Below are 23,042 nucleotides of genomic sequence, written 5' to 3'. Positions count from 1 at the left end.
ACCGCCCGGGCTCAGGGGCGCTCCTTGCCCTCCCAGGTGAAGGCCGCCGGGCCCTCGCACTCCAGCGCGTGGCGCAGCCGCTCGTGCTCGCTCTCGATCATCGGCGGCAGCTCGTCCAGCCCGAACCAGCCGACCTCCAGCGACTCGTCGTCGTTCACCCGCGCCTCGCCGCCGACCGCGCGGCAGCGGAAGGTCAGCACCAGGTACTGCGTCACATCGCCGTTCGGGTAGGTGACCTGGGGCGAGACCGTGGCGGAGGCGAGCAGCTCGGGCACGACCACCACCCCTGTCTCCTCCTCGCACTCGCGCACCACGCCGTCGGCGGGCTGCTCGCCGGGGTCGAGGATGCCGCCGATCGTCGCCCACCGGCCGTCGTCGGCCCGGCGGGCGAGCAGGACCCGGTCGCGGTCGTCCAGCACGACGGCGACGACGGCGCTCAACCAGAGCGGACGGGTTCCCACGAGGGCGCGGAGTTCGGCGAGGAAGGGGGGAATGGCCATGGGCCGCAGCCTATCGGGGCGGCTACGGGCCGCCGGTCCGATGCGCACGGCCGGTCCCGGGCCGCAGCAGCGCGAGCACGGTGAGCCCGAGGATGTGCAGGTCGAGCCCGAGCGAGCGGTGCTCGAGGTACCAGAGGTCGAGCTCGGCCCACTCGGGCCGGCTGAGCGGGCGGGGCGTCCGGCTGCGGCGCACTGCGTGCAGCTGGGCCCAGCCGGTGAGGCCGGGCCGTACGGCGAGCCGGGCGCGCTCGCGGCGGGTGTAGCGCACCACCTGGGCGGGGCCGGCCGGCCGGGGTCCGATCACGCCCATCTCGCCGCGCGCCACGTTCCACAGCCGCGGCAGCTCGTCCAGGCCGGTGCGGCGCAGGAGGGCGGTGAGCCGGCCGTCCCCGTCGGCCCGGAAGCGGAGGATCTGGAACTCGCGGCCGTGCCGGCCGGTCCGGGTCTGCCGCTGGAGGACCGGGCCGCCGGTGGTGCAGCGGAGCAGGACGGCGATCAGCAGGGCCAGCGGCAGCGCGACGATCGCGGCCAGGGCGACGACGGCGAGGTCGCCGGCCCGCCTCATGAGGCGGCCACGGCACGATCCGGTCTACCGCCCATCGCTCCTCCTCCCCGGCGCTTCGAGCCGGGAGAACGCATTCACAGTAGAGGCGGGATGGAGTCTTCGTCCGGGAATGGTGAAAGAAGCGGGTCCGAGATTGTCAGACTGGACGATATTCAGTCGATCTGACCAATTTCATTCGACCGACGTTTCGGAATGCCGAGCGCGATCGACGCGACGGGTGGGGGCGCCGTCCGGACGGAAGCCGGTCCGCCGTACGGCTCGGCGGTCGGGCACCTTGGCCGGGGTGCCGTCAGAGCGCGGCGCGACGCCGGTCGCGGAACACGCCGAAGGCGATCCGGCCGAGCAACAGGACGCCGGCGGCCAGGCAGCCGGCCACCGCCATCGCCCATGCGGGCCCGTCACTGTCCGGAACGAACACGGCCACGACGATGCCGAGCGCCAGGCAGGCCAGGCCCACCACGGCCAGCGGGAGCTGGTGGGTGACCAGGGCTCCGCCACTGCACGCACGAGCCATCCGGGAGGCCCCGTGGAGGTGGAAGGGGTCACGGTCCGCATCTGCCATGAGCCCAAGGTACCCCGGGGCGGCGTGGGGGGCAGCCCGCAGTGAGTGAAGGTTCGAACACGCTGCGCAACCGGCGGATCCGGGCTGGTCAGGGGCGCGCGACGGCCGCTCCGAGGTGTGTACGAGACGTCCGCGCGGGCTTTCCGGCTCCACAATCAGTCCACGAAAAATCCTCGTCCCCCCGGTACAACCATCCGTCCGGTGCAGCGGTCTCAATGGCATTGAGTGATCCAGGAGCCGTTCGAGGGACGGGTGTGAACCCCCCACCGAGAACAGGAATATCCAGGAGCGGAGCCGCCGCCCCTGGAGTCGGAGGCCGGGCTCCGTCCTCCGGCGGTACCGCCACGCCGCTCGGCGAACGAGGGGGAACCGTGCCGCAGTCCCAGTCCAGTACATCGATCTCCACGGCCCGCGCGCGGCCGACGCCCGGCGTGCGCGCGCTGCCTCCGCCCGCCGGGTGGCCGACGGGCCGGCGCACCGTCGGCCGGTCCGTCGACCGCCTGCACACCGACCGTCTGCATGCCGATCGTCAGCGCGGTGAGCGCCTGCTCGGCGAGCGCGCACACGACGAACTCCTTCACGACGAGCGCCGTCACGACGAGCGCCGTCACGACGAGGTCCTTCACGACGATCTCCTCCATGACGGCCACCGACACGGTGAGCGCGGGCAGGGCGAGCACCACGGTGCGCACCGGGACGGCGGGGGCCGTCACCGGGCGGCCGTCGATACGGAACAGCAGGACGCTCGGGGCGAATGGCTGCGGTTCGCCCCCGTCCAGCCGCTGTTCCGGGCCCTGGCCGCCCAGCGGCTCGCGGTGCTCGCCTACCACGGGGTGACCGACCACCGCTCCTTCGGCGCCCAGCTCGACCGGCTCCAACGGCTCGCCACGCCCGTCTCGCTCGACGCGGTCCTCCGGGCCGTGGCCGAGCGGCGGCCGCTCCCGCCCCGGAGCGTCCTGGTCACCTTCGACGACGCCGACCGGAGCGTGCTCACCCACGCCCTGCCGGCCCTCGACGCCCGGGGCATCCCGGCCACCGCGTTCGTCATCTCGGAGCTCATCGGCACCGAGCGGCCGTTCTGGTGGCACGAGGCCGACTTCCTCGCCCGGCACGGAGGCCGGGCCCGGTCGCTCGACTGCGGACACCCGTCCCAGCTGCTCCGACGGCTCAAGGCCATGCCGGACCCGGACCGTCGGCGCAGCCTGCACGAGCTGCGGGTCAGCGCCGACCGCCGGCCGCCCCGCCAGGAGCAGCTGACGCCGGCCGACCTGCTCGCCCTGCGGGACGGGGGCGTCGCCATCGGCAACCACACCCAGGGGCACCCGTGCCTGGGGCGCTGCGACGACGACACCGTGCGCACCGAGATCACCGGCGCCCACGAGGCGCTCACCCGCTGGCTGGGCGAACCGCCGATCGCCTTCGCCTACCCGGACGGCGGCCACGACGTCCGTGCCGAAAGCGTCCTGCAGGAGCTCGGCTACCGCCTCGGCTTCCTCTCCGACCACCGCCTGGGCCCCCGGCTCCCCTCCCATCCCCTCCAGATCAGCCGCCTCCAGGTCGACTCCACCACCAGCACCCGCCGCTTCGACACCATCCTCTCCGGCCTCGAACCCGCCTACCGCCGCTGGCGCCGCCAAGCCGTCGCCTAGCCGGAACCAGATTCCGCACCAAAAGTCGGCCTGGCCGACTTTTGGTGCGGCCACGGTTCAAGCCACCAGATCGCCTTCTCCCGCGCCCGTCCCGATCATTTCGAGCGCCAGAAATAAAGAGCACTGACACCCTCCAACACCCGCTCTATCTACGCGAGTAGATGGATCCCGATCCCCACCCCGGCACCGCTACACAGAACGCTCCCAGAAGTCGGCCAGGCCGACTTCCTGCGCGTCGCCCTCTCGTGGAGCAGGAGTCCGAGCCGTGCATCCAAAGGGCCGTGGCGGGCTCGCTGCTGGGGGTTGCGCGCGAGAAGTCGGCCGGGCCGACTTCTCGCGCGCAGGGGTGGCTAGACCGGCGCGGCTGCCGTGGCGCTATGCGCGCAGATGGGGCAGGGGGACGCGCGAGAAGTCGGCTGGGTCGACTTTCTGTGCGCCCTGGTGGGCGGGTCAGGCGATGAGGGTGGCGAGGGTGGTGCCCTGGGGGTAGAGGGCGGCGGCCTGGGGGAGGGTGGCCGGGGCGCCGGCGTGGAGGACGGTGAGGGTTCCGGTGCCGGTGCGGGTGGGGTCGGCGACGCGGCGGAGGGCCTGGGCGGCGACGGCGTCGGCGGAGCCGAGCAGGGTGAGCGCCGGGGAGGCGGTCGGGGCGACGGCGGCGCGGATGCGGTCGTCGACGAGCTCGTAGTGGGTGCAGCCGAGCACGATGACGTCGGTGCCGGCCGGCGTCCGCGCGGCGGCGTCCGCGATGGCGGCCGTGATGGCCGCGTCGTCGCCGTGCTCGACCGCGTCGGCGAGGCCCGGGCAGGCGACCTCGGTGACGTCCGCCGAGCCGCCGAAGTCGCGGATCAGTCCGCGCTGGTAGGCGCTGCCGGTGGTGGCCGGGGTGGCCCAGATGGCGACCCGGCCGCCCCGGGCGGCGGCGGGCTTGATCGCCGGGACGGTGCCGATCACCGGCAGCCCGGGCTCCAGCTCGGCCCGCAGGGCGGCGAGCGCGTGGACGGACGCCGTGTTGCAGGCGATCACCAGCGCGTCCGGCTCGAGCGCGGCGGCGGCCCGGCAGCAGCCGAGGGCCAGCTCGGTGACCTCTTCCGGCGTACGCGGCCCCCACGGCATCGAGGCCGGGTTGGAAGAGAGCACCAGGTCCACGTCCGGGCGCAGCTTCCGAAGGGCGGCGGCGGCGGCCAGCAGGCCGATTCCGGAGTCCATCAGTGCGATCTTCACGGGTCAAGACTTTAGTCGATCCGCCCGCCCGGCCCGGTTCTGCGGCAGACTGCCGACGTGACCGTCCTGCTGTGGATCGCCGCGTTCTCCCTGCTGGTCTGGCTCTGGCTGGCGTGCTGCCACGGCTCGTTCTGGCGCACCGACGTACGGCTGCCGCCGCGTCGTCCACCGGTTCGCTGGCCGCGGGCGGCGATCGTGGTGCCGGCCCGGGACGAGACGTCCGTGCTCCCGGTGAGCCTGCCGACGCTGCTCGCGCAGAAGTACCCGGGGCAGGCCCGGGTGATCCTGGTGGACGACCACAGTTCGGACGGCACCGGGGCGCTGGCGGCCGAGCTGCGGACGATCGACGGACTGGAGCTGACCGTCACCACCCCTCCCCCGCTGCCGCCGGGCTGGACCGGCAAGCTGTGGGCGCTGCGGCACGGCGTGGCCCTGGCCGGTCCGGACGTCGAGTACCTGCTGCTGACGGACGCCGACATCGCGCACGGCCCGGACTCGCTGGCCGAGCTGGTGGCCGCCGCCGAGAGCAACGGGCTGGACCTCGTGTCGCAGATGGCCCGGCTGCGGGTGGAGACCGGCTGGGAGCGGCTGATCGTGCCGGCCTTCGTGTACTTCTTCGCCCAGCTGTACCCGTTCCGCCGGAGCAACCGTCCGGGTGCCCGGACGGCGGCCGCGGCCGGCGGCTGCTCGCTGGTGCGGCGCGAGGCGCTGGAGCGGGCGGGCGGGGTGGCGGCGATCCGCGGCGCGGTGATCGACGACGTGTCGCTGGCCCGGGCCGTGAAGTCCACCGGCGGCCGGACCTGGCTGGGCCTGGCCGGCGAGGTGGACAGCGTGCGCCCGTACCCGCGGCTGGAGCAGCTGTGGCGGATGGTGTCGCGCAGCGCGTACGCCCAGCTCAGGCACTCGCCACCGGTGCTGCTCGGGACGGTGCTGGGGCTGGCGCTGGTGTACCTGGTGCCGCCGGTGGCGACGGTGGCCGGGCTGGCGGCGGGGGCACCGGCGGTGGCGGCCGCGGGCGGGGCGGCGTGGGCGCTGATGGCGGGCACGTACCTGCCGATGGTCCGCTACTACGGGCAGCCGGCCGCGGCCGTCCTGCTGCTGCCGTTCACCGCGGGGCTGTACCTGCTGATGACGGTCGACTCGGCGGTGCAGCACTGGCGCGGCCGGGGCGCGGCGTGGAAGGGCCGGACGTACTCCGGGGCGTGAGAAATTCCCTGCGCGGCGGTGCGGCCGGATCCATACTGCTCGGATGGACCGTCAGCAGATCTCCCGCCTCGCCCATGCCCACCACCCGATCGCGGCCCCGCTGACGGACGAGTCGGTGGCCCGGATCCTGGCCCGTGCCACGGCCGGGACTGAGCGGGGCCGGGCGCTGGACCTCGGTTGCGGTGAGGGCGCCTGGCTGCTCCGGGCGCTGGCGGCCAACCCGGGCTGGCAGGCGGTCGGCGTGGACCTGGACGCGGCGGCGCTGACCAAGGCCCGGGAGGCGGCGACGGCACTCGGTGTGGTCCGCCGGATCGGTCTGCACCACCTGGACGCACGCGAGTTCACCGCGAGCGAGCCCTTCGACCTGGTGCTGTGCGTCGGTGCCACCCACGCCTTCGGCGGTCTGCTGCCGACGCTCGCCGCGGCCCGCGGACTCCTGGCCCCGGGTGGCCGGTTGCTGGTCGGCGAGGGTTTCTGGCAGCGCGAGCCCTCACAGGCGGCGCTGGACGGGCTGGGCGGGGCGGGGCGGGAGGACTACGCGGATCTGGCGACGACCACCGACCGGGTCCAGGCGGACGGCTGGACACCCGTGTTCGGGTACGTCAGCAGCGAACAGGAGTGGGACGACTACGAGTTCTCATGGACGGGCTCGCTGGCGCAGTGGGCGCTGGAGCACCCGGACCACCCGGACGCGGCGGCCGCCCGGGAGGCCGCGGACCGGCACCGCACCGAGTGGCTGCGCGGCTACCGGGGGACGTTCGGCTTCGTCACGTACCTGCTGCGCCGCGACTGATCGGCCGGACCGGATGACTTCACCCGGGCGACCGGCTACTTACCGACCCGGGCGAGGAAGTCGTCGATCAGCGGCACGATCTCCGTCAGCTTCTCCTCCAGCGCGAAGTGCCCGGTGTCGAACAGGTGCAGCTCGGCCCCGGGCAGGTCGCGCAGGTAGGCACGGGCGCCGGCGGCGGTGAAGAACGGATCGTGCACTCCCCAGAGCACCAGCGTGGGCGGCTGGTTGGCGCGCAACCAGGCCTGCCAGTCGGGGTACAGCTCCACGTTGGAGAAGTAGTCGAGGGCGAGTTCGACTTGGATGTCCTTGCGGCCGGGCAGGTCGAGGAAGTGCTGGTCGAGCGTCCAGCCGTCGGGGGCCACCAGGCTCGGGTCGCCGGTGCCGCCCTCGTACTGGGCGCGGGTGACGTCCAGCGTGAGGATCGAGCGGGCGGCCTGCTCGGCTCCGGGCACGCCACGCCGGTTGGCGATGAACTCCCGCGCCTGGTCGGACAGCCCCTCCTCGTAGGCGTTGCCGTTCTGGACCACCAGCCCGGTGACCCACTCCGGGTGCCGGGTGGCCAGGCGCATGCCGACGGGGGCGCCGAAGTCGAAGACGTACAGCGCGAAGCGGTCCAGGCCGAGGTTGAGGCAGAAGCCCTCGACCACGTCGGCGAGGGTCTCGAAGCGGTACGTGAAGGCGTCGGGCGCGGGGCTGTCGCTGTGGCCGAACCCGGGGTAGTCGGGGGCTATCAGGCGGTAGCGGGTGCCGAGCGCGTCGAGCAGCCTGGCGTACTGGTGGGAGGCGGAGGGGAAGCCGTGCAGCAGCAGGAGCACGGGGGCGTCGGCCGGGCCGGCTTCGCGGTAGAAGACGCGCAGGCCGTCGACGTCGACGTGGCGGTGGTGGACGTGCGGGACCGTCAGCTCGCTCATACTAACCATTAAACAGCACTTTACCAGTTAGACAAGGGTGTGTGCCGGACAAAAGACCTGCCCGGCAGGGCACATGAGCGAGCTGATCCGCTGTCACCGCGAGATCCGCGAGGCCGGCGAGGTCCGCGCGCCGCGAGCTGCGCCGCGCGGTCCGCGCGCGGGCTCAGTGGTTCTTCGCCTGCTCCTGCTGCACCAGGTGGTCGAGCACCTCGGGCATCGCCTCGACCCCGCCGGCCTGGGTCGGCGAGGTGCGGTACTCGCCCTGGACGATGACCGTCGGCAGTTCGTTGATGCCGTAGCGGGTGAAGGCGGCGGCGGCGTCCTCGACCGACTGGGTCACCGCGGCGGAGCGGTACGTCCGGCCGAACGTCCGGGGGTCGACGCCGTGGCGCGCGGCCCAGTTGGTCGCGGTGGCCTCGGTGGTGAGGTCGAGCTTCTCGTTGTGCACGGCGCGGAAGGCGTCGGCCTGGAGGCGGTCGACCAGTCCGAGGCGCTCCAGCGTGTAGTACATCCTGGCGTGGCCGCGCTGTACGGCCTCCTCCCGGCTGCCGGGCCAGATGGCCGGCACGCGGTGCAGCGCGACATCGGCGTGGTGCTTCTCCGCCCAGGCCTGCAGGGGCTGTTCGAGCGCCTGGGAGTGGCCGCAGTCGTACCAGAAGAACTCGACCGCCTCGGTCCGGGCGCTCTCGCGGACCGGTTGGGGGTGATCGAGCTGGACGAACTTGGAGACGTCCGCGGGGAGTTCGTGGGGCATGGCGCCGGCCTGGACGGGGGACGCGGCGATCCCGACGGTGACGGCGAGCAGGACGGTGGACCGCAGGAGAGACTTCGAGTTCACACCGGGCAGTGTGCTGGCGACGGTTCGTTACCGACTGGTTGCTGCGGCACGCCCGGGCCGGATTCGCCCGAACGGCGCAACCTGCCGCGCCCGTGGACGGGGCGGACCACCCAGGCGGGGCCGGCGCGATCAGCCGGCGCTGTCGGTGCCCGCCGTCGAGACCTCGGTGACCAGTCGCTGCCAGGCGTCCACGACGGCGCCCAGCTCGAAGTGCTCCAGCGCGTGCGCCCGGGCCGCCGCGCCGAGGCCCGCCCGGTTGACCGCGAGCACCTTGCCCAGCGCCTCCGCCAGGGCGAGCGGGTCCCCGGGGGCGACCAGCGCGCCGGTGGCGCCGTCCCGGACGACCTCGCGCACCCAGCCGACGTCGGTCGCCACGGCGGGGACCCCGGCCAGCGCCGCCTCGATCAACGCGCCGGGCACACCCTCGCTGTCGCTGGTCAGCAGCAGCGCGTCGGCGGCCCGGTAGAGCGGGGCCGGGTCGGGCAGCGGGCCGAGGAAGTGGGCCCGGGCGGCGGCCGGGTGGCGGGCCAGCGTCTCGCGCAGCGGCCCGTCCCCGGCGACGGCCAGCCGGACGTCGGGCAGCCGGTCGAGTACGTCGAGGGCGAGGTCGAGCCGCTTCTCCGGAGCTATCGCCCCGATCCAGGCGACCAGCAGCACGTCGGCCGGCAGGCCCAGCGCGTGCCGCGCGGCACGCCGGTCGTCCCGGCCGTCGGCGGGCGGGTAGCTCTCGGCGGCACGGGAGTTGGGGATCACGTGGACCTTGCCGTCGGGCAGCCGGAACTGCTCCTCCAGGACGACACGCGCCTCGTCGGTGAGGGTGGTGACGGCGGCCGCCCGGTGCATCAGCGCGCCACCGCGGACCCGGCGCAGCCGGTTGGCGGTCCAGTAGCGCGGGTGGCCGACCGAGACGTAGACGAAGGGCGTCCCCGTGCCGGCCAGGGCGAGGGCGCAGGCGGCCAGGGTGTCCGAGCCGTGGGCGAGCACCACGTCGGCGGTGCGCGCGGCGGAGCGCAGTGCCCGCAGGGTGCTCGGGTGCAGCCGGCCGGGGCCCAGCACGGCGGCGGAGCGCAGCGCGGAGGCGGCCGAGCAGTCGGCCGGGGCCCGGCGCGCGACCCCGGAGTCCGGGCCCGGGGACTCCGCTCCTGCGGGGCGCGGGCCCGCGGGATCCTGGCCCGGGAAATCCGGGCCCGCGTGATCCGGGCGCACGGGATCCGGACCCACCCCGGCGGGGCCGGACCGGAGCACCGGATGCGGGGCGAGGGCGCACAGCGCGGAGGACTGCCCCCGGCGGCCCAGTTCCCGGTGGAGGTCACGGGCGAAGTTCTGTGCTCCGCCACGGCGTGAGTCGCTGATCAGATGCAGGACGCGCGGACGGTTTCCGGCCGGATCGGCCGACAAATGGTCGGGCATGGACCGACCTTGGCACAGCGCTCCGCCCGGTACATCCCCTTCGCGCAACCTGATGGTGGCCCATCCGCCCGCACGTGTACACCGGGTGTGCGCCACGGGGCCGCCGTCGTGCGCCGGATGCGACCGTCGCGCGCCCCGTCTCGCCCCCCGCCGCGCTCCGGCTCACCCCGTCGCGCCGGGTCGGCGCCGCCCTTGACCGGCGCGTGCCGGTGTCAAGTGCCGTGTCAAACCGTCGAATTGGACCAGCTGTTCGACCGCCGAAAGGCCGGTACGCGGAGCGCCCCCGCCACGCGCGGCCGCCGGGTGCCGGCGGCCTCGCCGGTTACCCGTGCGGGTGAACGCGGTTGGACCTCGGCCCCGGCCGCTCGGCAGGATGTCCGGCCGGGGCGGCACCCGCCGTGCCGCCCCATCTCCCCTCCCCCGTACGGATTTGGAGTCACCCGGTGTTCAAGGGATTCCGCAGCTTCCTGCTGCGCGGAAACGTGGTGGACCTCGCGGTCGGCATCGTGATCGGCGCGGCCTTCACCGCCGTCGTCACCGGGTTCGTCACCGCCTTCCTCACCCCGCTGGTCGGCGTCGCGTCCGGTGCCGTCGGCGACTTCACCCAGAAGACCTTCGACGTGGCCGGAACCCGGTTCCCGTACGGCGTCTTCGTCAACGCGGTCATCGGCTTCGTGCTGACCGCCGCCGTCATCTACTTCGCCGTGGTGCTGCCGGTCGGCAAGCTCCAGTCCCGCTTCGAATCGGCCAAGCCCGCGCCGGCCGCGAAGGTGGACTGCCCGGAGTGCCTGAGCTCGATCCCGGCCGCCGCGACCCGGTGCTCCTTCTGCACCTCCGAGATCGGCAAGCCGGACCTGCCCGCGCAGGCCCAGGCGCTGCAGTCGCACTGACCGCCGGCACCGGGCCGGCACCGGGCCTACGGCGCAGGTCACAGGCCTGAACCGAACGCCCGGAGGACTGACGGGAATTTTATTCCCGAAACATTCACGAGCCTCCGCCGCCTCCCCGGCGGGGGCTCGAATGCGCCGGCGCACGCCCGTCCGGAAAAAGTTTCTCCGCAGGGCCCCCGACCGTCCACCGGCCGGACACCCCAAGGCCTTCCGGAGGCTCCGTCCGGCTGCTGTTCGATCACTGACGGAGCGCCAAGGTTGTCCGGAACCGGACGCCGGAATGTCCGTCTTTACGACTTTCGAAACCTTTGTGCGAGCGAAGACTGTGTAAACACTCGAACTGCTCCCCCTCCCGCTCTCCTCAGCAGGCGCGTTGTGGGCTTACCGTATGCCCCATGACCTCGCCCCGCTCCTACGACGGAGTCGGCTACCCCTCTCCGTCCTTCTCCTCCGGCACGCCGATTTACGACAGCCTCGTGGCTGAGCGCGGCGTCCCCCAGATCGCACCCATCAACGTGCCGGCCGCCCTGCCGCCGGCACTGTCGTCCGGTTACGGATCCGGCCTCGGCCAGTCCTACGAGAACCGCTACGGCAACGGGTACGAGAGTGCAGGCAGCAACCTCCCCGCGCTGCCGCCCGCCCGCCTCGCCCTGGGCCCCGGCCCGAGCAGCGGTCCGTCCGCCGGCCCCGCCACGGCGTACATCCCCGCGCAGCCCGCGCCGGCGTACGCCGCCCCCCAGCCTTCGGTCCCCGGCTACGGCGCCCCCCAGCCGTACCAGCGACCGCAGGCCGGCACCCCGGCCTTCACCCAGACCAACGGCGGCGGTTACCAGCCGTCCGGCGGCCAGAGCTTCGGCGGCCAGAACACCTTCATCGGCGCCCAGGGCGGCCCGCAGACCTTCGGCGCGCAGCCGGCCGGCGGCCCGGGCGGTTTCGGCCAGGGCCAGGCCACCGGGCCGCAGGGCTTCGGCGGCCAGCAGTCCTTCGGCGGTCCGACCGCCGCCGGCGGCCCCGGTGTCCAGGGCCAGGGCGGCGACCAGTCCTTCGGCGGTGCCCAGCTGCGCCCGGCCATGGCGCCGGTCGCACCGGTCCGCCCGATGCAGCCGCAGCGCCCGGGCCAGTACGGCGAACCCGGCCAGTTCCACGGCGGCGGCTACCAGCAGCAGGGCCAGGGCTACTGACCCACCGACACCCCGAGGCCGCCCCCCACACGGCCCGCACCCGCACCACCTGAGCAGCACCCGGCGCCCCCCGTACGCCGGGCGAACGGAGAAACGGGTCATCCACGGACCGCCCGGCACGCCCCCCCCATGGCGTGCCGGGCGGTCCGTGCGCATCCGGGGGCCTGCCGGTGCGCCGGGGGGCGGCTGGCAGGATGGGGGAATGCAGCTCACCGGACTCCATGTCTATCCCGTCAAATCGATGTACCGCCTGAGCCCGGACTCCGCGGTGGTCCAACCCTGGGGCCTTGCCGGGGACCGCCGTTGGATGCTCGCCGACGCGACCGGCCGCTTCGTCAGCCAGCGGGAGAACGCGGCCCTCGGACAGGTCCGCGCCGGACTGCTGCCCGACGGCGTGCTCGCCCTGACCGCCCCCGGCGGCTCCCGGATAGAGGTCACCGCCCCCTCCGCCGCGGCCGGCGACCCGCTCACCGAGGTCGAGGTCTGGGGCACCCGCTTCCATGCCGCGGAGGCCGCCGAGGAAGCCCACCAGTGGATCGCCGAACACCTCGGCGACTACCGCCTGGTGCACCTGGACGACCCGCGCGCCCGGCCGGTCGACCCCGACTACAGCGAGCCCGGCGACTCCGTCTCGATGGCCGACGGCTTCCCGCTGCTGCTCGCCACCACCGCCTCGCTGGACCGGCTCAACGAGCTGGTCGCCGCCGAGGATCCGGAGGACCACGAGACCCTGCCGATGGAGCGCTTCCGCCCGAGCGTGGTGGTCGGCGGCGCCGAGCCGTGGGCCGAGGACACCTGGCGCCGGATCCGGATCGGCTCGGTCACCTTCAAGGTCGTCAAGCCCTGCGGCCGCTGCGTGATCACCACGCTCGACCCGGAGACCGGCGAGCGGCGCGGCAAGGAGCCGCTGCGCACCCTGGCCCGGCACCACCGGCTGCTGCGCAAGGCCGCGTTCGGGCAGCACCTGATCCCCGAGCGGCCGGTCGGCGTCGAGGGCGACGCGCTCGGCACCCTGCGGCTGGGCGACGAGGTCGAGGTGCTGGAGGACGGGGCGCACTGGCCCGCCGACGGGCACTGATCACTCGGGGCGGGAGGTGGGGGTACCGCTCGTACCACCTCCCGCGCCGCCGGACGGCGGGGCGCACCGACGCGCGGAGCCGCGCTCATCGCGTCCCGGGCTCTGGAACCGGCGCGTTCGGCACGGAACCACCGCTGTGCGCGCTCGTTGAAACAAGTGGTCGGAACCTGTGGCGGCGTTGAGCGCTACCGGTGTCCGCGCGACCGCGGGCGGCCGGACCACCCACGTGGGCGCGCTACGGTGGGCGGACGGCCCGCGCACCCCCGCGCGTTCGGCCCGATGATCGCCGGCTCGACGAAGGTGGGGACGACAGACCGTCATGGCTGAGCACAGGGTCCGGGTCACCCAGGACAGCGCATCCCGCTGGCGTCGCCGCGCGGGCGAGTACGACACGCTCGCGGAGGCCCTGGCCGCCGCCGAACCGGGCGACACCGTGACCGTGCGGCCGGGCACCTTCCGGGAGAACGTGCTGCTGGACAAGCCGGTGACGATCGTCCCGGCCCAGGGCCCGGGGACGGTCCGGATCGACCCGCCCTCCGGGGTGGCGCTCACCGTGACCGCCGCCGCGACCGTACGCGACCTGGTGGTCGAGGGCGGTGACAGCTCCACCCCGGCCGTCCTGATCACCGGGTCGGAGGCGGCGCCCGCCTTCAGCGGCTGCCGGATCGAGACCCGCTCGGCCACCGGCGTCGAGGTCACCAGCGGCGCCCGGCCGACCCTGCGCGGCTGCGTGGTCACCAACCCGGGCGGGCTCGGACTGCGGCTGCGCGGCGCGGACACCGCCGCCGCCTTTGAGGACTGCGAGGTCGCCGCCGCCGGACAGGCCGGACTGGCCGTCCTCGGCGGCGCCACCGCGGCCCTGGACCGCTGCCGCGTCCACCACGCCTCCGGCGCCGGCGTCCTGCTCTCCGACCCGGGCAGCGCGGCCGAACTGACCGGCTGCGAGATCTACGAGATCCGCGGCAGCGGCGTGCAGGCCGAGGCGCACGCGGGCGGGCGGCTGGTCGACTGCGACATCCACCGGGTCACCGGCAACGGGCTGACCCTGGACGGCGAGGCGGAGCTGGTGCTCACCGGCTGCCGGGTGCACGACCTGCCCGAGAACGGCGCCGACCTGCGCGGACGCGCCCGGTTGAGCCTCGTGCACAGCACCGTCCGGGACTTCGGGCGCGGGGCACTGTCGGTCTGGGACCAGGGCACCGAGGCCGTCGCCGAGTCCTGCCAGATCCACGGCTCGACGGGCGAGTACCCGGCGCTGTGGGTCAGCGACGGCGCCCGGCTCACCCTCACCGACTGCTCGCTGCACGACCTGCCGGACGCCCTGTTCGTCCTCGACCGGGACTCCGCCGCCACCGCCGAGGGCTGCTCGTTCAGCCGGATCCGCAGCTCGGCGGTCTCGGTCAGCGGCGGCGCCACCGTCTCCCTCGCCTCCTGCCGGGTGCAGGAGGCGGGCACCGGGCTCTGGTTCCGCGACCACGGCAGCGGCGGACTGCTCACCGACTGCGAGATCTCCGACGTGGCCACCGGCGTGATCGTCACCAAGGGCGCCGACCCGGTGCTGCGCGACTGCACCGTACGCGCCAGCACCGACGCCGGGGTGTACGTCTCGGCGCAGGGGCGGGGCACCTTCGAGGACTGCCGGGTCTCCCAGGGCAAGGGCTTCGGCTTCCACATCATCGACGGCTGCCGGACCCAGCTCACCCGGTGCCGGGCCGAGAACAACCAGCGGGCCGGGTTCGAGTTCTCCGAGCCGGGGCCGGTCACGGAGGGGTGCATCTCGGACGACGTCGCGGCCGCTCCGGTGCCGGCCGCCCCTCCCGGTGGCGGGGCGGGGCCGGGCCCGGGGTCGGGGCCGGCGGGCCTGGGTCCGTCGTTCGGGTCCACCGACGTACCGGCGCCGCGGACGGCCCAACTGGCCCCCACCGCCCAGGCGTTGGTGTCTTCCATGGCGACGCCCTCGGCGGCGGCGTCCTCGGCGATCGCGCCGATCCCGGACTGCCGTCCGGCCGACGAGGCGCTCGCCGAGCTGGACTCCCTGGTCGGGCTGGCCACGGTGAAGCAGGAGGTGCGCACGCTGATCGACCTGATCTCGGTCGGCCGGCGCCGCCGCCAGGCCGGGCTCAAGGCGCCCTCGCTGCGCCGGCACCTGGTCTTCACCGGGGCACCGGGCACCGGGAAGACCACCGTCGCCCGGCTCTACGGCGAGATCCTCGCCTCGCTCGGGGTGCTCCAGCGCGGACACCTCGTCGAGGTGGCCCGGGTGGACCTGGTCGGCGAGCACATCGGCTCCACCGCGATCCGTACCGCGGCCGCCTTCGACCGGGCCCGCGGCGGGGTGCTCTTCATCGACGAGGCGTACGCGCTCGCACCCGAGGACGGGGCGCGGGACTTCGGGCGCGAGGCGATCGACACCCTGGTCAAGCTGATGGAGGACCACCGGGACGAGGTGGTCGTCATCGTGGCGGGCTACACCGCCGAGATGGAGCGCTTCCTCTCCGCCAACCCCGGTGTCTCGTCCCGCTTCTCACGCACCATCGGGTTCCCCGACTACTCGGCGGACGAGCTGCTGGAGATCGCCCGGGCGCAGTGCGCCGAGCACGAGTACGCGCTCTCCGCGGACACCGAGCTGGCGCTGCTGGAGCACTTCGGCGGGCTGGAGCGCGGGCCCAACTTCGGCAACGGGCGCACCGCGCGACAGGTCTTCGAGACCATGGTCGAGCGGCACGCGGTACGGATCGCCCACCTCGCGGACCCGTCCACGGAGGAGCTCCAGCTGCTCGTCCCGGCCGACCTGCCGCCGGTGCCGCTGCCCTAGGCCGGCCGGTGCCCCGGCCGTGGGCCCGCCGACCGGGGAACTCGCCCGCGGTGACGGGCCGTCGAGCCGGGGACGGGTGCACCGCGGACGGGCTCGGCTTGCGGGTCGGGTCAGCCCGTCCAGGCGCCGCCGGCCAGGAACGACTCCAGCGCCGCGCGGTAGGGCGCGATGTCGATCCGCTCGCCCGCCAGCCAGTCGTCCGAGTAGTACTTGTCCAGGTAGCGGTCCCCCGGGTCGCAGATCAGGCCGACCACGCTGCCCGTCCGTCCGGCCTCCCGCATCTCGGCGACGATGCGCAGCGCGCTCCACAGGCCCGTGCCGGTGGAGGCGCCCGCCTTCTTGCCGAGCACCTGCTCCAGCACCCGCACCGCGGCGATCGACGCGGCGTCCGGCACCTTCATCATCCGGTCGACCGCCCCCGGGACGAAGCTCGGCTCCATCCGCGGACGGCCGATGCCCTCGATCCGCGAGCCGCTCTCGCAGACGGCCGCCGGGTCGTGGCGCACCCAGCCGTCGAAGAAGCAGGAGTTCTCCGGGTCCGCCACGCAGATCCGGGTGTCGTACTGCATGTAGTGGACGAACCGGGCGATGGTCGCCGAGGTGCCGCCGGTGCCCGCGGTGGCGACGATCCAGGCCGGCTCGGGGTGGGGTTCCAGGCGCAGTTGGGCGAAGACCGACTCGGCGATGTTGTTGTTGCCGCGCCAGTCGGTGGCCCGCTCGGCATAGGTGAACTGGTCCATGTAGTGCCCGCCGGTCTCCTCGGCGAGCCGGGCGGAGGCCTCGTAGACCTCGTCCGAACGCTCGACCAGGTGGCACTCGCCGCCGTGGAACTGGATCAGGTCGATCTTGGCCTGGCTGGTGCTCTTGGCCATCACCGCGATGAACGGCACGCCGATCAGCTGGGCGAAGTAGGCCTCGGAGACGGCGGTGGAGCCGCTGGAGGCCTCGATCACCGGCTTGCCCGGCCGGATCCAGCCGTTGCAGAGCCCGTAGAGGAAGAGCGAGCGGGCCAGGCGGTGCTTGAGCGAGCCGGTCGGGTGGGTGGACTCGTCCTTGAGGTAGAGGTCGATCCCCCACTCCGCGGGCAGCGGGAAGCGGAGCAGGTGGGTGTCGGCGGAGCGGTTGGCGTCGGCCTGGACCTTGCGCACCGCCTCCTTGAGCCAGACGCGGTACTCCGGGTCGGAGCGGTCGACGTCGACGGTCGGCTCGATGCCGGGATGGGTGCTCATGGTCGCTGACTCCCTCGTGGTGGCCCCCGCTGCTCACTACGAGTGTATGAGAGTCACGATAAGTGACCGTTTCCGAAGCACCAGCTTCCGCTTATCGCCTCAGGGCAGCACCGGTACCGACTGCGGATCCGCCAGGTACGGCCCCCAGGCCAGCTCGGCCGCGCCCGCGAGCGCGCCGTGCGCCAGCTCCGCGCCGACGATCGGCACCCGGCCGCTGCGCCCCCACAGGCTGCGCTCGGCTACCACCGACCGCAGCCGGTCGGGCGCGGCCTCCAGCAGGTGGAGGTGCAGCCCGCTGAGGACCACCCGGTCGGGGTTGAGGATGTTGGCGACGCCCGCCAGGCCGAGCCCGAGCCGGTCGATGACGTGCTCCACGGCGGCCCGCGCCCGGTCGTCCGTGGCGGCCGCCCGGCACAGCTCGCGCGCCTGGTCGAGCAGTGGGCGCTCCGGATCCGGGGTGAGCCCGGCGGCGGCGAACAGCGCGTCGGGGTCGGTCTCGGAGTTGAGGCAGCCCCGGTTGCCGCACATGCAGGGCCGGCCCTGCGGGTCGACGGTGAGGTGGCCGACCTCCAGGGCGAGGCCGGCGCTGCCGGTGTGCAGATGGCCGTCGATGACCAGCGCGCCGCCGACGCCGCGGTGGCCGGAGGTGACGAAGAGCAGGTGTCGGGCGCCGCGGCCGGCGCCGTGCCGGTACTCGGCGAGCGCGGCCAGGTTGGCGTCGTTGGCGATCGCGGTGGGCAGCGGGCGCAGCGCGGTCGGGCCGTGGTCGGCGCGGCCGACCTCGACGTCGTACAGGTCGGCGACGGGGGTGCCGCTGGGCCAGGCGAAGTGCAGCGCGGCGAGGGCGGTGCCGTCCGGTTCGGTGACCGGGTTGGGCAGGGCGAGCGCGGCGCCGAGGCAGCGGCGGTCGGTCGCACGGGCGAGTTCGGCGCCGGCCACCGCGACGGCGCGCAGCATCCGGACCGGGTCGGTGGCGGCGGGCAGCGGCAGGTGGAGGGGCGCGTCCAGCAGCCCGCCGAGGCCGGCCAGGGTGACGCTCAGCCCGTCCGCGTGGATCTGCCCGGCGATCACGACCGGGCCCTGCGGGTCGATCGCGAGCCGGTGCGAGGGACGGCCGCGACCGCCGCCGGCCGGGCGCGAGTCGACGGTGATCAGGCCGAGCGCCTCCAGCTCGGCGGTGACCGCGCCGGCGGTGGCCCGGGTGACGTCCAGCGCGCGGGTGAGCGCCGAGCGGGTCGGCGTCTGACCGGTGTGGATCAGGGAGAGCGCGGGGCCGAGCAGCGTCCGGCCCCGGTCGGGAGCCGCGCGGCGGTGGCCGTCGCGCGGCGCGTCGGAGTCGTTCCCGGTGCCGGGCCTCGGGCTTGATGGTGAGAGCTGCACGCCCCTATTGTGACTTTGTGCCGCTTCGAAACAAAATCGCTTCACGCACTCGCCCGGACCAACCCTCACCCCAGTCTCGCAGCACACCCCCGGCAACCGACAGCCCCTGGGGTCCTGCACGTGTCGCCCTCACCGCGTTCTTCGCCGTCGACGGCTTCCTCTTCGCCGCCTGGGTCGTCCGCATCCCGGACATCCGCCGTCAGGTCGACGCCTCGCACAGCGCCCTCGGGCTGGCCCTGCTCTGCCTGTCCATCGGCGCCGTCCTCACCATGCCGGCGGTCGGCCGGCTCTGCCTGCGGTACGGCTCGCGCCCGGTGACCGTCGGCTCGCTCGCCCTGCTGAGCCTCGCCGTACTGCTGCCCGCGCACGCCCACTCGGTCACCGCACTCGGCGGGGTGCTGCTGCTGTTCGGCGCGGGGTACGGCGGGGCCAACGTCGCGATGAACAGCGCCGCCGTCGACCTGGTCGCGCAACTGCGGCGGCCCGTGATGCCCAGCTTCCACGCCGGGTACAGCTTCGGCGGGCTGGCCGGCACCGGCGTCAGCGGCCTGCTCGCCGGTCCGCTGAGCACGTCGTGGGCGCTCGCGCTCAGCGGCGCGCTGGGCGCGGCGGTCACCGCCGGCGCGGGCGTCGTCCTGCTGCGCAGCCCGGCGGCGACGCCGGTCGCGCCGGGGCGGGCGGACGGGGCCGGCTCTGCGGGGCGTGCGGGCGGGGCGGGCTCGGCGACGGACGGGGGCTCGGCGGGGCGCGACGACGGGGCGGTCTCGGCGACGGACGCGGGCTCGGCCCGTACCCGCACCCGGCTGCTCGTCCTGCTGCTCGGCCTCACCGCGCTCTGCACCGCGTACGGCGAGGGCGCGATCGCCGACTGGACCACGCTCCACCTCACCGACGACGTCCATGCGAGCTCCGTGGTCGCCGCCACCGGGTACGGCGCGTACGCGTTCGCGATGGCCGGCGGGCGGGTCGGCGGCACCTGGCTGTCCATCAGGCTCGGTCAGACCCGGCTGATGCTGCTGGGCGGGCTGACGGCGGCGGTCGGCATGCTGGTCGCCGCCCTGGCGCCGGCGGTGCCGGTGGCGATCTGCGGGTTCGTGCTGGTCGGCCTCGGCCTGGCCAACCTCTTCCCGCTCGCCATCGCCCGGGCCGGCGCGGCCGGCGGGCCGCAGGGCGTCGCGTTCGCCTCCTCGCTCGGGTACGGCGGGATGCTGATCGGCCCGGTGGTGATCGGCTTCCTCGCCGACGCGGTCGGACTGCCACTGGCTCTCACCACGGTCGCGCTGGCGGCCACGGTGGCGGCGCTGCTGCCGCTGTCGGTCAGGCGCGGGGCGACGCACGACGGATGACAGCGGACGGGCAACGGATAACAGATGACAGATGATGAAATCTGTCAGCTGTTGTCCGTCATCTGTCATGTGACAGGATGCGGGGCCATGACGAGCAGCGGACGCTTCCAGGTACTGCGGGCGAGCACGCGCCCGGCGACGGCGTGGCTCAACGGGGGCGGGGTGACCAGGGAGGTGGCCGGGTTCCCGGCCGGAGCCGGACTCGACGCCTTCGATTGGCGGGTCAGTCTCGCGGACGTCGCCTCGGCCGGGCCGTTCTCCCCGTTCCCCGGGATCGACCGGGTGATCACCCTGGTCGAGGGTGCCGGCATGGCGCTCACCGTCGACGGCGCCGAGCGGCTGGTGGACGCGCCGTTCCGGCCGTTCGCCTTCTCCGGCGACGCCACCACCGACTGCCGCCTGCCGGCCGGCCCGGTGGTCGACTTCAACGTGATGACCCGCCGAGGGCGGGTCGAGGCCACGGTGGACCTCTCCACCGCGCCCGCCGCCGTCGGCGTCCCGGACGGGAGCACCGCCCTCCTGGTCTGCCTGGCCGGCACCGCCACCCTCGACGGTGTCGAACTCGCCCGCTACGACGCCGCGTTGATCGACGGCTCGGGCACGTACGAGCTGCAGCCGGACGGCACGACCGCCGTCGTCACCTTCCGCACGGCCGCCGCCTGACGGCCGGCCGACGGTCCGGCGCACCAGCGGAGCCAGCACATCGGCACACCGACGCGCCGACGCAGGACGGCGCTCCCGTCTCCCGGACCACCCGGGAGACGGGAGCGCCGTCATCGCATCAGCCGCAGAACACCGGCGTGGCGTGCGCCGGGTCCAGGGCGTTGGTCACCAGGTGCAGCGCCGTCGGCGAGAACGCGATCCCGACGTGTTCCACCAGTGAGACCGGGCAGTGCGCCTGCACCACCTCGTTGTCGACGTCCGGGCCGCTGAGGAACTGGGTCCGCCACGGGGTGACGACCTCGTCGAGGACCGTCGAGACCACCGTGTAGCTCACGCCCGGCACGGTGTCCGGCCGGGAGGCCATCACCTTGTTGAAGTCGGAGCCCACCGCCTGGTCCCGGCAGGCCTGGCAGACCGTGTAGATCAGATCCGCGACGCCCGGGAAGTAGGGCGCCAGGTTGGTGATCCCGTCGAGCGTCGTGCCGTGGTTGGACGGCGCCAGCCCGACCAGCCTACCGACCTTCGACCCGCCGCCGAGGAACTTGAGGTAGTAGTTCGGCAGCATGCCGCCCTGCGAGTGCCCGACGATGTCGACCTTGGCCGCGCCGGTCGCGCTGCGCACCAGGTCCACGAACCAGGCGAGTTGGGCCGCCGACTCCGGGACCGGCCGGAGGCCGCCGATCGGCAGCAGCAGCCCGCTGCCGCTGGACGTGACGCCGGGGATGGTCCCGTAGTCGAGGGCGAAGACGCAGTACCCGAGGCTCTTCAGCAACGGGGAGAGCGCCAGCCAGTTCTCGTAGCGGTTGGCGAAGGTGCCGTGCACCAGGACGACCGGGTCGGGGTGCGCGGCGCTCGGCCGGCAGGTCCAGTCGTTGGCGCCGGGCGGCGAGGCCACCGTGTCACCGTCGGGCGGGAGTTCGACGGACGAAGCGGACGAGGCGGACGCGGCGGACGCAGCCGGCCCAGCGGACACGGACGACACCGTGGACACGGAGGACGGGGCGGACCCGGACACGGCGGGCGCGGACGCGGCGGCGCTCGCCGGCGACACCGTCGCACCGGCCACCAGCGCCCCCGCCAGCAGCAGCACACCCAGTGCGCCGCCGGCCCTACCGCGCACGGGAGTCGCGGAGAAGCGGAGAAGTGGGGTTCTCAACTGTTGCCTCCACAGCGGAAGTTTGTTACCAACAGGTAACCCGAGGGCTCCATCATGCGGTCGCCCCTCCGGCCCGGCCCTTGGGCGTCCCCCAGACCTGGACGGTGTTCTCTGTGACCGGTCACAACGCGCCCCACCGCACACCCCCGACTCCCCACCGAACGCCCCCGACCAGCTCCCACCCCACACCCCCGGGCGGCGACGGCCGCACACCCCCGAGCACCCCCCACCGGACGCCGGACTGGCGTGTCCCGGTGATCGGCGGCCTCCCGGCCGACCAGCGACTGCTCGGCGGTGTACGGGAGTTGGCCGAGGCCGTGGTCGCCGCCCTGCTGGAACGGGTGCCGGTCTACCGCCGGCTGCCCCGCGAACAGCTCACCGGCGAGCTGACCCGGGACACCGAGCGCCGCATCCGCGCCCTCGCCCACACCGTGAGAACCGGCCTTCCCGCCCCCGCCGAGGAGCTCGCCGCCGTCCGGGAGTCGGCCGCCCGGCGCGCCGAGGAAGGCCTGCCGCTGGACGCCGTCCTGCTCGCCCATCACCTCGGGCTGGAGGTCTGCTGGGAGTTCGCCACCCGGCACGCCCGGGACGGCGACGCCGCCGACCTGCTCGTCCTCAACCGGCTGCTGCTCGACCAGCTCCGCCAGGCCGCCACCGCCGCCGGGGCGGGCTACCTGGACGGACGGCACCCGAGTGCCGACCGGCGGGGCGCGGCCCGGCGTTCCTTGCTCGGCGCGCTGCTCGCGGGCACCCCCGCCGACGAGGCCGCCGACCGCGCCGGGTTCCGGCTGCCCACCGGGTACGCCGTGCTCTGCCTGTCCGTCGCCGACCACTCCGACGAGCTCTCCCCCGGTGTCGACCCGGGCATCGCCGCCCGCCGCAAGCTGCGCCGCTTCGAGGCCGAACTCGACCACCGCACCCGGCAGTCGGCGCTCACCGCGCTCACCCCCACGGGCGGTCTGGTGCTGATCCCCTTCGACCCGTCACCCGGCCCGGACGAGGACGACCCCGACGGCGCGCCCTGGCCGGTGCTCACCGCCACGCTCGCCGCGGCGGCCCGGGCGGCCGGTGCGGCCGTACTGGCCGGGGCCGCCGCGGCCACCCCCGCCGAGGTGCCCGCAGCGGCCGCCCTCGCCTACGAAGTCCTGGACGTGGCACGGTCGTTCGGCCGACCGCCGGGGCTGCACCGACTGGACGACGTCCTGCTGGAGTACCAGCTCACCCGGCCCAGCCGGGCCCGCTCCCGGCTCGCCGCGCTGCTCGAACCGCTGGCCGACACCGGGGAGTTGCTCGTCACCCTGCGCACCCACCTGGCCGGGGGGCTGAACCGCCGGCACACCGCGAGCGCCCTGCACCTGCACCCGAACACCGTCGACTACCGGCTGCGCCGGATCGCCGCGCTGACCGGCCTGGATCCGACACGCCCCGCCGACGTCCCACGGATCACCGCCGCCATCGCCGCCCGTACGGCCGAACAGGCCGCCCTCGCCGGCTAGTCCAGGGCACCTCCGATGCCGGGCGCGGCGGGCAGTCGGGCCCCGGCCGGCGCCGGCGGGCGTCGGACATCGGACGTCGGACGTCGGACATCGGGCGTCGGACGTCGGACGTCGGCGAGCAGGTCGAGAGCCAGGCGTCGGCAAGGAGGTCGA

General features: G+C 74.3%; 21 protein-coding genes. 10 read left to right on the top strand and 11 right to left on the bottom strand.

The window, feature by feature from the left end; all coding sequences use genetic code 11:
• Nucleotides 1-11 precede the first annotated feature (11 nt).
• The 4 genes from ACZ5GH_RS30520 to ACZ5GH_RS30505 form a co-directional block, all read right to left on the bottom strand.
• The gene (locus tag ACZ5GH_RS30520; RefSeq protein ID WP_387759773.1) at nt 12-500 is read right to left on the bottom strand and encodes an NUDIX hydrolase; all 489 of its coding nucleotides are present in this window, start codon (nt 498-500) and stop codon (nt 12-14) included.
• A 22-nt stretch (nt 501-522) separates the two neighbouring features.
• Nucleotides 523-1,065 (bottom strand): sugar transferase, encoded by a 543-nt coding sequence (locus ACZ5GH_RS30515; RefSeq protein WP_464335889.1) that lies wholly within the window; start codon nt 1,063-1,065, stop codon nt 523-525.
• A 289-nt stretch (nt 1,066-1,354) separates the two neighbouring features.
• Nucleotides 1,355-1,627 (bottom strand): hypothetical protein, encoded by a 273-nt coding sequence (locus tag ACZ5GH_RS30510; protein ID WP_387759770.1) that lies wholly within the window; start codon nt 1,625-1,627, stop codon nt 1,355-1,357.
• A gap of 212 nt (nt 1,628-1,839) precedes the next feature.
• Complete coding sequence (locus ACZ5GH_RS30505; protein WP_464335888.1) at nt 1,840-2,472, bottom strand: hypothetical protein; 633 nt, start codon at nt 2,470-2,472, stop codon at nt 1,840-1,842.
• On the opposite strand from ACZ5GH_RS30505, the gene ACZ5GH_RS30500 reads away from it, so the two are divergent.
• Nucleotides 2,461-3,276 (top strand): polysaccharide deacetylase family protein, encoded by an 816-nt coding sequence (locus tag ACZ5GH_RS30500; RefSeq protein WP_387759767.1) that lies wholly within the window; start codon nt 2,461-2,463, stop codon nt 3,274-3,276. The two genes, ACZ5GH_RS30505 and ACZ5GH_RS30500, sit on opposite strands and share 12 nt — an antisense overlap.
• Nucleotides 3,277-3,726: 450 nt before the next feature.
• Here the strand turns inward: ACZ5GH_RS30500 and ACZ5GH_RS30495 are convergent, their stop codons facing one another.
• Entirely contained in the window at nt 3,727-4,497 is a 771-nt protein-coding gene (locus ACZ5GH_RS30495) for a glutamate racemase (protein WP_387759766.1), read from the bottom strand.
• Nucleotides 4,498-4,554: 57 nt separating this feature from the next.
• Here ACZ5GH_RS30495 and ACZ5GH_RS30490 point away from each other — a divergent pair, with 57 nt between their 5' ends.
• The gene (locus ACZ5GH_RS30490; RefSeq protein ID WP_464335887.1) at nt 4,555-5,703 is read left to right on the top strand and encodes a glycosyltransferase; all 1,149 of its coding nucleotides are present in this window, start codon (nt 4,555-4,557) and stop codon (nt 5,701-5,703) included.
• A 43-nt stretch (nt 5,704-5,746) separates the two neighbouring features.
• Nucleotides 5,747-6,496, top strand: a complete 750-nt coding sequence (locus ACZ5GH_RS30485) for an SAM-dependent methyltransferase (protein WP_464335886.1) — start codon at nt 5,747-5,749, stop codon at nt 6,494-6,496.
• A 35-nt stretch (nt 6,497-6,531) separates the two neighbouring features.
• On the opposite strand, the gene ACZ5GH_RS30480 is transcribed toward ACZ5GH_RS30485, so the two are convergent.
• The 3 genes from ACZ5GH_RS30480 to ACZ5GH_RS30470 all read right to left on the bottom strand — a co-directional run bounded on the left by ACZ5GH_RS30480 (nt 6,532) and on the right by ACZ5GH_RS30470 (nt 9,655).
• Nucleotides 6,532-7,407, bottom strand: coding sequence for an alpha/beta fold hydrolase (locus ACZ5GH_RS30480; RefSeq protein ID WP_464335885.1), 876 nt, complete (start codon nt 7,405-7,407; stop codon nt 6,532-6,534).
• 163 nt (nt 7,408-7,570) lie between these two features.
• A complete protein-coding gene (locus tag ACZ5GH_RS30475) occupies nt 7,571-8,245 on the bottom strand; it encodes a thiol:disulfide interchange protein DsbA/DsbL (RefSeq protein ID WP_464335884.1) in 675 nt (224 codons plus the stop codon).
• A gap of 129 nt (nt 8,246-8,374) precedes the next feature.
• On the bottom strand, nt 8,375-9,655 hold the full coding sequence (locus ACZ5GH_RS30470) for a glycosyltransferase family 4 protein (RefSeq protein WP_464335883.1): 1,281 nt from the start codon (nt 9,653-9,655) through the stop codon (nt 8,375-8,377).
• A gap of 443 nt (nt 9,656-10,098) precedes the next feature.
• Between ACZ5GH_RS30470 and mscL the strand changes: the two genes are divergently transcribed.
• The 4 genes from mscL to ACZ5GH_RS30450 all read left to right on the top strand — a co-directional run bounded on the left by mscL (nt 10,099) and on the right by ACZ5GH_RS30450 (nt 15,619).
• The gene (gene mscL / locus ACZ5GH_RS30465) at nt 10,099-10,545 is read left to right on the top strand and encodes a large conductance mechanosensitive channel protein MscL (protein WP_387759758.1); all 447 of its coding nucleotides are present in this window, start codon (nt 10,099-10,101) and stop codon (nt 10,543-10,545) included.
• A gap of 395 nt (nt 10,546-10,940) precedes the next feature.
• Nucleotides 10,941-11,726, top strand: a complete 786-nt coding sequence (locus ACZ5GH_RS30460; protein WP_464335882.1) for a DUF6643 family protein — start codon at nt 10,941-10,943, stop codon at nt 11,724-11,726.
• Nucleotides 11,727-11,928: 202 nt separating this feature from the next.
• On the top strand, nt 11,929-12,804 hold the full coding sequence (locus ACZ5GH_RS30455; protein WP_464335881.1) for an MOSC domain-containing protein: 876 nt from the start codon (nt 11,929-11,931) through the stop codon (nt 12,802-12,804).
• Between the two features lie 319 nt (nt 12,805-13,123).
• Nucleotides 13,124-15,619 (top strand): right-handed parallel beta-helix repeat-containing protein, encoded by a 2,496-nt coding sequence (locus ACZ5GH_RS30450; RefSeq protein WP_464335880.1) that lies wholly within the window; start codon nt 13,124-13,126, stop codon nt 15,617-15,619.
• A 110-nt stretch (nt 15,620-15,729) separates the two neighbouring features.
• Here the strand turns inward: ACZ5GH_RS30450 and ACZ5GH_RS30445 are convergent, their stop codons facing one another.
• Both ACZ5GH_RS30445 and ACZ5GH_RS30440 read right to left on the bottom strand, forming a co-directional pair.
• A complete protein-coding gene (locus ACZ5GH_RS30445; RefSeq protein ID WP_387759752.1) occupies nt 15,730-16,848 on the bottom strand; it encodes a PLP-dependent cysteine synthase family protein in 1,119 nt (372 codons plus the stop codon).
• Between the two features lie 99 nt (nt 16,849-16,947).
• Nucleotides 16,948-18,228 carry an ROK family protein gene (locus tag ACZ5GH_RS30440; protein ID WP_387759751.1) on the bottom strand — a complete coding sequence of 427 codons (1,281 nt, stop codon included), beginning with the start codon at nt 18,226-18,228 and terminating at the stop codon, nt 16,948-16,950.
• Between the two features lie 17 nt (nt 18,229-18,245).
• Here ACZ5GH_RS30440 and ACZ5GH_RS30435 point away from each other — a divergent pair, with 17 nt between their 5' ends.
• Entirely contained in the window at nt 18,246-19,574 is a 1,329-nt protein-coding gene (locus ACZ5GH_RS30435) for an MFS transporter (RefSeq protein ID WP_464335879.1), read from the top strand.
• Nucleotides 19,575-19,661: 87 nt separating this feature from the next.
• The gene (locus ACZ5GH_RS30430; protein WP_464335878.1) at nt 19,662-20,237 is read left to right on the top strand and encodes a HutD/Ves family protein; all 576 of its coding nucleotides are present in this window, start codon (nt 19,662-19,664) and stop codon (nt 20,235-20,237) included.
• 118 nt (nt 20,238-20,355) lie between these two features.
• Here ACZ5GH_RS30430 and ACZ5GH_RS30425 read toward each other — a convergent pair whose 3' ends face one another.
• Complete coding sequence (locus ACZ5GH_RS30425) at nt 20,356-21,228, bottom strand: esterase/lipase family protein (RefSeq protein ID WP_464336898.1); 873 nt, start codon at nt 21,226-21,228, stop codon at nt 20,356-20,358.
• 419 nt (nt 21,229-21,647) lie between these two features.
• Between ACZ5GH_RS30425 and ACZ5GH_RS30420 the strand changes: the two genes are divergently transcribed.
• On the top strand, nt 21,648-22,889 hold the full coding sequence (locus ACZ5GH_RS30420) for a PucR family transcriptional regulator (RefSeq protein ID WP_464335877.1): 1,242 nt from the start codon (nt 21,648-21,650) through the stop codon (nt 22,887-22,889).
• Nucleotides 22,890-23,042 lie beyond the last annotated feature (153 nt).

Source organism: Kitasatospora sp. Xyl93 (assembly GCF_055383135.1).
The sequence above is the reverse complement of the archived record's forward strand: the minus strand, read 5'-3'. Positions and strand labels throughout refer to the sequence as shown.

Excerpts from the sequence above, each read along its gene's own strand:
- ACZ5GH_RS30520 (WP_387759773.1), bottom strand. The coding sequence starts at position 500 with ATGGCCATTCCCCCCTTCCTCGCCGAACTCCGCGCCCTCGTGGGAACC.
- ACZ5GH_RS30515 (WP_464335889.1), bottom strand. The coding sequence starts at position 1,065 with ATGAGGCGGGCCGGCGACCTCGCCGTCGTCGCCCTGGCCGCGATCGTC.
- ACZ5GH_RS30510 (WP_387759770.1), bottom strand. The coding sequence starts at position 1,627 with ATGGCAGATGCGGACCGTGACCCCTTCCACCTCCACGGGGCCTCCCGG.
- ACZ5GH_RS30485 (WP_464335886.1), top strand. The coding sequence starts at position 5,747 with ATGGACCGTCAGCAGATCTCCCGCCTCGCCCATGCCCACCACCCGATC.
- ACZ5GH_RS30480 (WP_464335885.1), bottom strand. The coding sequence starts at position 7,407 with ATGAGCGAGCTGACGGTCCCGCACGTCCACCACCGCCACGTCGACGTC.
- ACZ5GH_RS30470 (WP_464335883.1), bottom strand. The coding sequence starts at position 9,655 with ATGCCCGACCATTTGTCGGCCGATCCGGCCGGAAACCGTCCGCGCGTC.
- ACZ5GH_RS30460 (WP_464335882.1), top strand. The coding sequence starts at position 10,941 with ATGACCTCGCCCCGCTCCTACGACGGAGTCGGCTACCCCTCTCCGTCC.
- ACZ5GH_RS30455 (WP_464335881.1), top strand. The coding sequence starts at position 11,929 with ATGCAGCTCACCGGACTCCATGTCTATCCCGTCAAATCGATGTACCGC.
- ACZ5GH_RS30450 (WP_464335880.1), top strand. The coding sequence starts at position 13,124 with ATGGCTGAGCACAGGGTCCGGGTCACCCAGGACAGCGCATCCCGCTGG.
- ACZ5GH_RS30445 (WP_387759752.1), bottom strand. The coding sequence starts at position 16,848 with ATGAGCACCCATCCCGGCATCGAGCCGACCGTCGACGTCGACCGCTCC.
- ACZ5GH_RS30430 (WP_464335878.1), top strand. The coding sequence starts at position 19,662 with ATGACGAGCAGCGGACGCTTCCAGGTACTGCGGGCGAGCACGCGCCCG.